Source organism: Streptomyces sp. NPDC053079, assembly GCF_044546695.1.
Taxonomy (GTDB): Bacteria; Actinomycetota; Actinomycetes; order Streptomycetales; family Streptomycetaceae; genus Streptomyces.
The window spans coordinates 106792-118608 of the sequence record NZ_JBITZJ010000004.1 but is presented as its reverse complement, the minus strand read 5'-3'; the positions used below and the strand labels follow the sequence as shown (position 1 = coordinate 118608).

At 71.7% G+C, this 11817-nt stretch carries 10 protein-coding genes; all 10 read left to right on the top strand.

The window, feature by feature from the left end:
* Positions 1–76 precede the first annotated feature (76 nt).
* The 10 genes from ACIGXW_RS16330 to ispG all read left to right on the top strand — a co-directional run bounded on the left by ACIGXW_RS16330 (position 77) and on the right by ispG (position 11797).
* On the top strand, positions 77–1012 hold the full coding sequence (locus ACIGXW_RS16330) for an ABC transporter permease (protein ID WP_399573587.1): 936 nt from the start codon (positions 77–79) through the stop codon (positions 1010–1012).
* Complete coding sequence (locus ACIGXW_RS16325) at positions 1005–1796, top strand: ABC transporter ATP-binding protein (RefSeq protein ID WP_071965411.1); 792 nt, start codon at positions 1005–1007, stop codon at positions 1794–1796. The genes ACIGXW_RS16330 and ACIGXW_RS16325 overlap by 8 nt, the downstream gene beginning before the upstream one ends.
* Positions 1797–2252: 456 nt before the next feature.
* On the top strand, positions 2253–3152 hold the full coding sequence (gene hpnC / locus ACIGXW_RS16320) for a squalene synthase HpnC (RefSeq protein ID WP_071965410.1): 900 nt from the start codon (positions 2253–2255) through the stop codon (positions 3150–3152).
* A complete protein-coding gene (gene hpnD, locus ACIGXW_RS16315) occupies positions 3149–4099 on the top strand; it encodes a presqualene diphosphate synthase HpnD (protein WP_071965409.1) in 951 nt (316 codons plus the stop codon). The genes hpnC and hpnD overlap by 4 nt, the downstream gene beginning before the upstream one ends.
* Positions 4100–4202: 103 nt before the next feature.
* Positions 4203–5660 (top strand): hydroxysqualene dehydroxylase HpnE, encoded by a 1458-nt coding sequence (hpnE, locus tag ACIGXW_RS16310; protein WP_079274266.1) that lies wholly within the window; start codon positions 4203–4205, stop codon positions 5658–5660.
* 70 nt (positions 5661–5730) lie between these two features.
* Positions 5731–6795 carry a polyprenyl synthetase family protein gene (locus ACIGXW_RS16305; protein WP_360914489.1) on the top strand — a complete coding sequence of 355 codons (1065 nt, stop codon included), beginning with the start codon at positions 5731–5733 and terminating at the stop codon, positions 6793–6795.
* Positions 6796–6928: 133 nt separating this feature from the next.
* A complete protein-coding gene (gene shc, locus ACIGXW_RS16300; protein ID WP_399573586.1) occupies positions 6929–8947 on the top strand; it encodes a squalene--hopene cyclase in 2019 nt (672 codons plus the stop codon).
* Positions 8947–9597, top strand: a complete 651-nt coding sequence (locus ACIGXW_RS16295) for a 1-hydroxy-2-methyl-2-butenyl 4-diphosphate reductase (RefSeq protein WP_399573585.1) — start codon at positions 8947–8949, stop codon at positions 9595–9597. The genes shc and ACIGXW_RS16295 overlap by 1 nt, the downstream gene beginning before the upstream one ends.
* Positions 9598–9602: 5 nt before the next feature.
* Complete coding sequence (hpnH, locus tag ACIGXW_RS16290; RefSeq protein WP_071965404.1) at positions 9603–10625, top strand: adenosyl-hopene transferase HpnH; 1023 nt, start codon at positions 9603–9605, stop codon at positions 10623–10625.
* A 5-nt stretch (positions 10626–10630) separates the two neighbouring features.
* A complete protein-coding gene (ispG, locus tag ACIGXW_RS16285) occupies positions 10631–11797 on the top strand; it encodes a flavodoxin-dependent (E)-4-hydroxy-3-methylbut-2-enyl-diphosphate synthase (protein ID WP_399573584.1) in 1167 nt (388 codons plus the stop codon).
* Positions 11798–11817 lie beyond the last annotated feature (20 nt).

The following is an 11817-nucleotide window of genomic DNA, read 5'->3' as shown; positions in this document are numbered from 1 at the left end:
AGCTCTTGTCTGAGAGCACCGGGCGCGAGCCGGGGCCCGGCCCCGGCAGCGCACCTTGAGGACGAAAGTGTCAATTGTGAGCGAGACAACGCACGACAGTGCGGTCGCCATGAGTGCCCCGCCGTCACCCGACGACGGTCTGCCCGCCGCCGAGCTGGCCCGGAAGTACGGGCTCGCGGTGAGCGGCGCCCGGCCGAGCCTGCCGGACTACGTCCGGCAGCTGTGGGACCGGCGGCACTTCATCATCGCCTTCTCCCGGGCGAAGATGACCGCCCAGTACAGCCAGGCCAAGCTGGGCCAGGTCTGGCAGGTGGCCACCCCCCTGCTGAACGCCTCGGTGTACTTCCTGATCTTCGGCCTGCTGATGCAGCAGGGCAAGGACATGGGGATCCGCAACTACATCCCCTTCCTGGTGACGGGGATCTTCGTCTTCACCTTCACGCAGAGCTCGGCGATGGCCGGCGTGCGCTCGATCGCGGGCAACCTGGGGCTGGTGCGCGCCCTGCACTTCCCGCGGGCGGCGCTGCCGATCTCCTTCGCGATGCAGCAGCTTCAGCAGCTGCTGCTCTCGATGCTGGTGCTGTTCCTCTTCCTGCTCGGCTTCGGCCACATGCCCGCGCTGTCGTGGGTGCTGATCGTTCCGGTGCTGGTGCTGCAGTTCCTCTTCAACACCGGCCTGGCGATGATCCTGGCCAGGCTGGGCAGCAAGACCCCCGACCTGGCGCAGCTGCTGCCGTTCATCACGCGCACCTGGATGTACGCGTCCGGCGTGATGTACAGCCTGTCCACGGCGCTGGAGAAGACGCACGCGCCGAAGTGGGTCGCCGACCTGCTGGCCGCCAACCCGGCCGCCGTCTACATCGACCTCATGCGCTGGGCGCTGATCGACGACCGCAGCCACATCCACCTGCCGCCGCACGTATGGGCGCTGGCGGTCGGCTGGGCGCTGGTCGTGGGCGTCGGTGGTTTCGTGTACTTCTGGAAGGCTGAGGAGAAGTACGGCCGTGGCTGATCAGAACACCGGGACCGAGGCGTCCGCACCCCTGCCCACCGTGATCGCGGACGACGTCCACATCGTCTACCGCGTCTACGGCGGCAACACCGGCCGCGGCAGCGCGACCGCCGCCCTGAACCGGATCGTCAAGCGCACGCCCGGCGCGGGCGTGCGCGAGGTGCACGCGGTCAAGGGGGTGAGCTTCACCGCCTACCGGGGCCAGGCCATCGGCCTGATCGGCTCCAACGGCTCGGGCAAGTCCACCCTGCTCAAGGCGGTGGCCGGGCTGCTGCCCACCGAGCGCGGCAAGATCTACACCGATGGCCAGCCCTCGCTGCTGGGCGTGAACGCGGCCATGATGAACGACCTCACGGGCGAGAAGAACGTGATGCTCGGCGGTCTGGCCATGGGCATGTCGCGCGAGCAGATCCGCGAGCGCTACCAGGACATCGTCGACTTCTCCGGGATCAACGAGAAGGGCGACTTCATCACGCTGCCCATGCGGACCTACTCCTCCGGCATGGCGGCCCGGCTGCGCTTCTCCATCGCGGCGGCCAAGGACCACGACGTCCTGATGATCGACGAGGCCCTGGCCACCGGCGACCGCTCCTTCCAGAAGCGCTCCGAGGAGCGCATCCGCGAGCTGCGCAAGGAGGCCGGCACGGTCTTCCTGGTCAGCCACAACAACAGGTCCATCCGGGACACCTGCGACCGGGTGCTGTGGCTGGAGCGCGGCGAGCTGCTGATGGACGGTCCGACCGACGAGGTGGTCCGGGCGTACGAGAAGGAGACGGCTCGCTAGCGGAATCCGCGCCCGTGCTTCCCCGGAGCACCCCGGGAAGCACCGGTCGCACCGGGCCCCCGCAGGCGTGTGCCGGCGGGGGCCTTGACCGTTCCGTGACGATCAACTCGCTTATTGTCAGGGCCGATTCGGGCATCGCGTGGCATTGTATGGATCAAGCACGCACCCCGGCGGGCGTCGGACACTTGTGCGGCGTACGCTGTAGCGTGCTCTTTTGCTGCTGTTTGTGGTGGGGCATGGCGATACCCGCGCACCCCGCTGCCGAGGGTGCACAGGGGGAGGCTCGATGGGGAGCCCGGGGCGACGCCCCTACCCTGCGGCGTGTCCGAAATAGGATGTTCTGGGTCGGCAGTGTAGAACGGGAGATGTGACGGCAATGGCTGCATTGGCCGTATTGGCCAGGGGCTCTCTCCAGATCAGAGACGCGTACGCCGTCCCCGGTCCGGGCAGCCCTCGATGACGGCGGGGACGGACGCGCACGCGCGCGCCGTGCTCGACAAGGCCGCGCACGAAAACTTTCCCGTGGCGCCCTTCTTCGTGCCCCGCGCCTGGCGTGCCGATCTCATGGCGATCTACGGCTACGCCCGTCTCGTCGACGACATCGGTGACGGCGACCTGGCCCCCGGCGGCCGCGACGCCGAGCTGCTGGGCCTGGACCGCGAGCAGAGCGACGACCGTCTCACCATGCTCGACGCCTTCGAGGCCGACCTCCTGCGCGTCTTCGACCCCACCGGCACGGGCCCCCGCCACCCGCTGCTGATCCGCCTGCGTCCGACCGTCCGCCGGTGCGGTCTGACCCCCGAGCCCTTCCTCGGGCTGATCGAGGCCAACCGCCAGGACCAGCGGGTGAGCCGCTACGCCACGTACGACGAGCTGCTCGCCTACTGCGAGCTGTCCGCCAACCCCGTCGGCCGTCTCGTCCTCGGCATCACCGGCACAGCGAGCCCCGAGCGGATCCGCCACTCGGACGCGGTGTGCACCGCACTGCAGATCATCGAACACCTACAGGACGTCGCCGAGGACCTTGGACGCGACCGCGTCTACCTCCCCGCCGAGGACATGAAACGCTTCCGTGTGACGGAGTCCGACCTCGCCCTGCCGACCGCCGGCGCATCGGTGCGCGCCTTGGTCGCGTACGAGGCGGAACGCGCCGGGCGCCTGCTGAATGAAGGCACCCCACTGGTGGGTAGCGTCCACGGCAGGCTGAAGCTGTTGCTCGCGGGATTCGTGGGCGGGGGGAGGGCCGCGCTCCGGGCGGTCACCGCCGCGGGACACGACGTACTCCCCGGACCGCCCAAGCCCACCAAGCTCAGCGTGCTGCGCGAGGTGGGGGCGACACTGCGAAGAGAGGGGTGAGCGGGACCGTGAACGGAACGCCACACGCGTCCGCACCGGTACTCGCCGCGTACAGCTACTGCGAGGCCGTCACCGGACAGCAGGCCGGCAACTTCAGCTACGGCATCAGGCTGCTGCCCGCGGCCAAGCGACGGGCCATGTCGGCTCTGTACGCCTTCTCGCGGCGCGTCGACGACATCGGTGACGGCCCCCTGGACCCCGAGTCCAAGCGGCTGCGGCTCGAGGAGGCCCGTACGACGCTGGACCGGATCCGGGACGGCGCCGTCGACGAGGACGACACCGACCCGGTGGCCGTCGCGCTCGCGCACGCCGTGCGCCGCTTTCCCATTCCCATCGGAGGGCTCGACGAACTGATCGACGGCGTTCAGATGGATGTGCGCGGCGAGACCTACGAGACGTGGGACGAGCTCGCCGCGTACTGCCGCTGCGTCGCCGGCGCCATCGGACGGCTCTCCCTCGGCGTGTTCGGCACCGTGCCCGGCGCCCGGGACGCCGCACGCGCCCCCGAGTACGCCGATACGCTCGGCCTCGCCCTGCAGCTCACCAACATCCTGCGGGACGTGCGCGAGGACGCGGCCAACGGCCGCACCTATCTGCCCTCCGAGGACCTCGCCAAGTTCGGCTGCTCCGCCGGCTTCCACTCCGTGCGGCCCCCGGCCGGCGCCGACTTCACCGGCCTGGTGCACTACGAGGTGCGCCGCGCCCGCGCCCTGTTCGCCGAGGGCATGCGGCTGCTGCCCATGCTCGACCGGCGCAGCGGCGCCTGCGTCGCCGCCATGTCCGGCATCTACCGCAGGCTGCTGGACCGCATCGCCGAGGAGCCGCAGGCCGTGCTGCGCGGCAGGGTCTCCCTGCCCGGGCGCGAGAAGGCCTTCGTCGCCGTGCGCGGACTGTCCGGGTACGACGCCCGCAGCGTCCACCGGCAGACCGCCAGGGGGCGCGCTTGATGACCCGCACGCACACCGGCACCGGGCGCCGCCGCGGCGGCAAGCGGTGCGCAACCCTCCACCCGGCGATCGCGTCCCTGACAGAAGCCGAGGGAGTGGGCGCATGACATCACGGACGACAACCCGGCCCGACCGGCTCCCCACACAGGCAGGCCGCTCCGACGGAGCGGCCGCGGTGGTGATCGGGGGCGGCCTCGCGGGCATCACGGCGGCGCTCGAGCTCGCCGCCGCCGGAGTGCGGGTCACCCTCGTCGAGGGCCGGCCCCGCCTGGGCGGCCTCGCCTTCTCCTTCCGCCGCGGCGAGCTGGCCATCGACAACGGCCAGCATGTCTACCTGCGCTGCTGCACCGCCTACCAGTGGTTCCTCGACCGGGTCGGCGCCCGGCACCTCGCCCCCCTGCAGGACCGGCTCGACGTGCCCGTCCTCGACGTCGGCCACCCCTCGGGCCGCCCCCGCCTCGGCCGGCTGCGCCGCACCGCGCTGCCCGTGCCGCTGCACCTCGCGGCGAGCCTGGCCACGTACCCGCACCTCTCGCTCGCCGAGCGCGCGAACGTGGGACGGGCCGCGCTGGCCCTGCGCGGCCTGGACCCGATGGACCCGGCGCTGGACGGCGTCGACTTCGCCACCTGGCTGCGCCGCCGCGGCCAGTCGGACCGCACGGTCGAGGCGCTGTGGGACCTGGTGGGCGTGGCCACCCTCAACGCCACCGCCGACCGCTCCTCGCTGGGCCTGGCCGCCATGGTCTTCAAGACCGGCCTGCTCTCCGAGCCCGGCGCCGCCGACATCGGCTGGGCGCACGTCCCGCTGGGCGAGCTGCACGACACCCGGGCCCGCGCCGCCCTCGACGCCGCGGGCGTGCGTACCGCCCTGCGCACGCGCGCCACGCGGATCTCCCGTGGCACGGACGGCGGCTGGCACGTGGACATCGAAGCCGGGCCCGGCAGCGCCGAGCGGCTCGACGCCGGCACCGTGGTGCTCGCCGTGCCCCAGCGCGAGACCCACGCGCTGCTGCCCGAGGGCGCCCTGGACGAGCCGGACCGGCTGCTGGGCATCGACACCGCCCCCATCCTCAACCTGCACGTCGTATACGACCGCAAAGTCATGCGACAGCCGTTCTTCACCGCCCTCGGCAGCCCGGTGCAGTGGGTCTTCGACCGTACCGACTCCTCCGGGCTGGCCGCCCTCGACGGCGCGGCCCAGTACCTGGCCGTGTCCCAGTCGGCCGCCCAGGACGACATCGACCGGCCGGTCGCCGAGCTGCGCGAGCGCTACCTCCCCGAGCTGGAGCGGCTGCTGCCCGCCGCCCGGGGAGCGGGCGTGCGCGACTTCTTCGTCACCCGGGAACGGACGGCGACGTTCGCCCCCACCCCCGGCGTGGGCCGGCTGCGGCCGCACGCCCCCACGAACGCGCCCGGCCTCTTCCTGGCCGGTGCGTGGACCGCCACCGGCTGGCCCGCGACCATGGAGAGCGCGGTGCGCAGCGGTCTGACTGCCGCCGGCGCGGCCCTCTGCGAGCTCGGCCGACCGCATCGGGACCCCCTGCGGGAGGCGGCGGTATGACCCAGCGAGCCATCAAGGCGCGCGTTCCCGGAACGGGGCGCGCGTGAGCACGACCACCAGAGGAGAGACCGTGACATCGGCGATCCCAGCTGTCGACACCGCAGGCGTCAGTGCCCTGCTGGAGCGCGGACGGACGCTTGCCACGCCGGTGCTGCGTGCCGCCGTCAACCGGCTCGCGGCACCCATGGACACCGTCGCCGCCTACCACTTCGGCTGGATCGACGCCGAAGGACGGCCGACGCACGGCGACGGGGGCAAGGCCGTGCGGCCCGCCCTCGCCCTGCTCTCGGCCGAGGCCGCCGGCGCCGCACCCGAGGTGGGCATCCCCGGCGCCGTCGCCGTCGAGCTCGTGCACAACTTCTCACTGCTGCACGACGACCTGATGGACGGCGACGAGCAGCGCCGCCACCGCGACACCGTCTGGAAGGCGCACGGCCCCGCGCAGGCCATCCTCGTCGGCGATGCGCTCTTCGCGCTCGCGAACGAGGTGCTGCTGGAGCTGGGCACCGTCGAGGCGGGCCGGGCCACCCGGCGGCTGACGACCGCCACCCGCAAGCTCATCGACGGCCAGGCCCAGGACATCTCCTACGAGCACCGCGAGCGCGTCACCGTGGCCGAGTGCCTGGAGATGGAGGGCAACAAGACCGGAGCCCTGCTGGCGTGCGCGGTCTCCATCGGCGCGGTCCTCGGCGGCGCCGACGACCGTACGGCCGACACCCTGGAGGCCTACGGCTACCACCTCGGCCTCGCCTTCCAGGCCGTCGACGACCTGCTCGGCATTTGGGGCGACCCGGAGACCACCGGCAAGCAGACCTGGAGCGACCTGCGCCAGCGCAAGAAGTCCCTCCCGGTGGTCGCCGCCCTCGCCGCCGGCGGCCCCGCCTCCGAGCGGCTCGCCGCCCTGCTCGCCGCCGACGCCAAGCTCACCGACGCCCAGGCCGCCGACTTCGACGAGGACGAGTTCGCGGCCCGCGCGGCGCTGATCGAGGAGGCGGGCGGCCGGGAGTGGACCTCCCAGGAGGCCCGCCGCCAGCACGCCACCGCCATCGAGGCCCTGAGCGGCGTCGACATGCCCGCAGAGGTCCGCGCGCAGCTGATCGCGCTGGCGGACTTCGTCGTCGTACGGAAGAGTTGATCGCCATTAACCCGATCTAGCCCTCGCGGTCGCCGGCCGGTGTCAATTGTGCGGCACCGGCCGACGGAAGCCCCCCAGTACGGCAGTCACAAGCAGTACGGCAGAGAAGAAACTCACTGCATTAGGGGAAGCCATGACAGCGACGACCGACGGCACCGGGGCCTTGCCGCCCCGTGCAGCCGAGGCCGGCCCGAGCACAACCGTTTTGCCTCCGCACGTGGCGGCCACCGGGTCGCCGAAGACGTACGAAGCCGCGCAGCGGGCCGCCACCCGCGCCGTGGAACACCTGCTGTCCCGCCAGGACCCCCAGGGCTGGTGGAAGGGCGACCTGGAGACCAACGTCACCATGGACGCCGAGGACCTGCTGCTCCGCCGGTTCCTGGGCATCCAGGACGAGCGGACCACCGCGGCCGCCGCCCGCTGGATCCGCTCCCAGCAGCGCCCCGACGGCACCTGGGCCACCTTCCACGGCGGCCCCGCCGAACTGTCCGCCACCATCGAGGCCTATGTCGCCCTGCGGCTCGCCGGGGACGCCCCCGACGCCTCCCACATGGCCGCGGCCTCCGCCTGGATCCGCGCACAGGGCGGCATCGCCGCCGCCCGCGTCTTCACCCGCATCTGGCTGGCCCTCTTCGGCTGGTGGCGCTGGGAGGACCTTCCCGAACTCCCCCCGGAAATCGTCTACTTGCCGAAGAAGTTCCCCCTCGGCATCTACGCCTTCGGCTGCTGGGCCCGGCAGACCATCGTGCCGCTGACCATCGTCTCCGCGCTGCGCCCCGTGCGCCCGGCGCCCTTCGCCCTCGACGAGCTGCACACCGACCCGCGCCGGCCCGTCCCGCCCCGCCCGCTCGCCCCCCTCACCGGCTGGGACGGCCTCTTCCAGCGCCTGGACAAGGTGCTGCACGCCTATCACCGCTTCCCGATCCGCCCGCTGCGCCGTGCCGCACTGGCCTCGGCGGCGCGCTGGATCGTCGAGCGGCAGGAGAACGACGGCTGCTGGGGCGGCATCCAGCCGCCCGCCGTCTACTCCGTCATCGCCCTCCACCTCCTCGGCTACGACCTCGAGCACCCGGTGCTGCGCGCCGGGCTCCAGTCGCTGGACCGTTTCGCCGTATGGCACGAGGACCCGGACGGCGCCCCGGTCCGGATGATCGAGGCCTGCCAGTCCCCGGTGTGGGACACCTGCCTGGCCACCGTCGCGCTCGCCGACGCGGGTGTGCGCCCCGACCACCCGGCGCTCGTCAAGGCCGCCGACTGGATGCTGGACGAGCAGATCCTGCGCTCCGGCGACTGGGCCGTACGGCGGCCCGAACTGCCCCCCGGCGGCTGGGCGTTCGAGTTCCACAACGACAACTACCCCGACATCGATGACACCGCCGAGGTCGTCCTCGCCCTCAAGCGCGTCCGCCACCCCGACCCCGGGCGGGTCGAGGAGGCCGTCCGCCGGGCCGCCCGCTGGACCGCGGGCATGCAGTCGCGGAACGGCGCGTGGGGCGCCTTCGACGCCGACAACACCAGCCCCTTCCCCAACCGGCTGCCGTTCTGCGACTTCGGCGAGGTCGTCGACCCGCCCTCCGCCGACGTCACCGCGCACGTCGTCGAGATGCTGGCGGTCCTCGGCAAGCAGCACCACCCGCGCACCCGGCGCGGCATCGAGTGGCTGCTGGCCGAGCAGGAGGAGTGCGGCGCCTGGTTCGGCCGCTGGGGCGTCAACTACGTCTACGGCACCGGCTGCGTCGTCCCGGCCCTGGTCGCCGCCGGACTACCCCCCGGCCACCCGGCGATCCGCCGGGCCGTGGCCTGGCTGCGCGGCGTGCAGAACGGCGACGGCGGCTGGGGCGAGGACCTGCGCTCGTACCGGGACCCCGAGTGGATCGGGCGCGGCGCCTCCACCGCGTCGCAGACCGCCTGGGCGCTGCTGGCCCTGCTGGCCGCCGGGGAGCACGACAGCGAGGCCGTCGAGCGGGGCGTGCACTGGCTGGCGGACACCCAGCGCGAGGACGGCTCCTGGGACGAGCCGCAGTTCACCGGCACCGGCTTCCCCTGGGACTTCTCCATCAACTACCACCTCTACCGCCAGGTTTTCCCGCTCACCGCGCTCGGCCGGTACGTGCACGGCGAGCCCTTCGCCACCGAACGGCTGGAGGGCTGATGACCCCCGGCACGGGTACCCCCGCCCCCGCACCGCTGCTGGTCGCCTGCGCGCTCGGCATCGAGCGCCTGGCCCTGCGCGGCGGTGCGGGCGGCGCCGCCGGGCCCGTGACCGTACTGCGCACCGGCATGGGGCCCCAGGCGGCGGAACGGGCGGTGACCCGGGCCCTGACCGACGGCACGGTCCGTGCCGACGCGGCCGTCATCGCCACCGGCTTCTGCGCCGGCCTGGCCCCCGGAATGCACCCCGGCGACCTGGTCGTCGCCGACGAGACACGGGACGCGACGGGGCGCACGGAGTGCACCGGCGTGGAACTGCTCGCCAAGGAGCTGGCGCACGTGGCGCCCCGGCGCGTCATCCACACCGGCCTGCTCGTGGGGTCCGACCACGTCGTGCGCGGCGCGGAACGCGCGGCCCTGCACGCCGCCGGCGCACTGGCCGTGGACATGGAGTCGGCCGCGACGCTCCGAAGCGCCGCGCGGGCCGGCACACGCCCGGTTGCGGCCGTAAGAGTGGTCGTGGACGCTCCAGAACATGAACTCGTACGAATCGGGACCTTGCGGGGTGGAATATCGGCTTTCCGCGTGCTCCGCACCGTCCTTCCGGCCTTTTTCGAATGGCACCGTTCTTTGCTGCTCCCCAGGAGGTGAGCTAGATGGCCATGCCGCTCCGCCAGACCATCCGGGTCGGGACCTATCTTTTTGAGCAGAAGCTCCGGAAGCGGGAGAAGTTCCCGCTGATCGTCGAACTCGAACCGCTCTTCGCCTGCAATCTCAAGTGCGAGGGCTGTGGCAAGATCCAGCATCCGGCAGGCGTTCTCAAGCAGCGCATGCCCGTTGCCCAGGCGGTCGGCGCGGTTCTGGAATCCGGTGCGCCGATGGTCTCGATCGCGGGCGGCGAGCCGCTCATGCACCCTCAGATCCATGAGATTGTACGCCAATTGGTGGCCCGGAAGAAGTATGTCTTCCTGTGCACCAACGCCCTGCTGATGCGGAAGAAAATGGAGAAGTTCACACCTTCCCCGTATTTCGCATTCGCGGTGCACATCGACGGACTGCGCGAGCGTCACGACGAGTCCGTGGCGAAGGAAGGCGTATTCGACGAAGCGGTGGAGGCCATCAAGGAGGCCAAGCGGCGCGGTTTCCGGGTCACCACCAACTCGACGTTCTTCAACACCGACACCCCGCAGACCATCGTCGAGGTCCTCAACTTCCTCAACGACGACCTGCGGGTGGACGAGATGATGATCTCGCCCGCCTACGCCTATGAGAAGGCACCCGACCAGGAGCACTTCCTGGGCGTCGAGCAGACCCGCGAGCTGTTCAAGAAGGCCTTCGCCGGCGGCAACCGGCGCCGCTGGCGGCTCAACCACAGCCCACTGTTCCTCGACTTCCTCGAGGGCAAGGCGGACTTCCCCTGCACCGCCTGGGCCATCCCCAACTACTCCCTCTTCGGCTGGCAGCGCCCCTGCTACCTGATGAGCGACGGCTACGTCCCGACGTACCGGGAGCTGATCGAGGAGACCGACTGGGACAAGTACGGGCGCGGCAAGGACCCGCGGTGCGCCAACTGCATGGCCCACTGCGGATACGAACCGACGGCGGTTCTGGCCACCATGGGCTCGCTGAAGGAGTCGCTGCGCGCGGCCCGCGAGACCGTCTCCGGCAACCGGGGCTGACGGCCATGGCCACGACGGAGCCGGTATCCCTCGGGCTCCCCGCCGTACCGGCCCGGGCCCTGGCGGTGCGCCGCCCCGCCCGGCGCATCCAGGTCGGGACGGTGGCGGTCGGCGGGGACGCGCCGGTGTCGGTGCAGTCGATGACGACGACGGTCACGGCCGACGTCGGCGCGACGCTGCAGCAGATCGCGGAGCTGACGGCCTCCGGCTGCCAGATCGTCCGGGTGGCGTGCCCGTCGCAGGACGACGCCGACGCCCTGCCGGTCATCGCCCGGAAGTCCCAGATCCCGGTCATCGCGGACATCCACTTCCAGCCGAAGTACGTCTTCGCCGCCATCGACGCCGGCTGCGCGGCCGTCCGGGTCAACCCGGGCAACATCCGGCAGTTCGACGACAAGGTCAAGGAGATCGCCAAGGCCGCCGGCGACGCCGGCACCCCGATCCGCATCGGCGTCAACGCCGGCTCGCTGGACCGGCGGCTGCTGGAGAAGTACGGCAAGGCCACTCCCGAGGCGCTCGTGGAGTCCGCCCTGTGGGAGTGCTCGCTCTTCGAGGAGCACGGCTTCCGCGACATCAAGATCTCGGTCAAGCACAACGACCCGGTCGTCATGGTCAACGCCTACCGCCAGCTGGCCGCCCAGTGTGATTACCCGCTGCACCTGGGCGTCACCGAGGCCGGCCCGGCCTTCCAGGGCACCATCAAGTCGGCCGTCGCCTTCGGCGCGCTGCTCTCGGAGGGCATCGGCGACACCATCCGCGTCTCGCTGTCCGCCCCGCCCGCCGAGGAGATCAAGGTCGGCATCCAGATCCTGGAGTCCCTGGGGCTGCGTCAGCGCCGTCTGGAGATCGTCTCCTGCCCGTCCTGCGGCCGGGCGCAAGTGGACGTCTACAAACTCGCCGACCAGGTGACCGCGGGCCTGGAGGGCATGGAGGTGCCCCTGCGCGTCGCGGTGATGGGCTGTGTCGTCAACGGCCCCGGCGAGGCCCGCGAGGCCGACCTGGGCGTGGCGTCCGGCAACGGCAAGGGTCAGATCTTCGTCAAGGGCGAGGTCATCAGGACCGTCCCCGAGTCCAAGATCGTGGAGACCCTCATCGACGAAGCGATAAAGCTCGCCGAGCAGATGGAGGCGGACGGCGCCCTCTCCGGGCCGCCCGCCGTCACCGTGCTCTGACCGGCGGAGTCCGACAACGA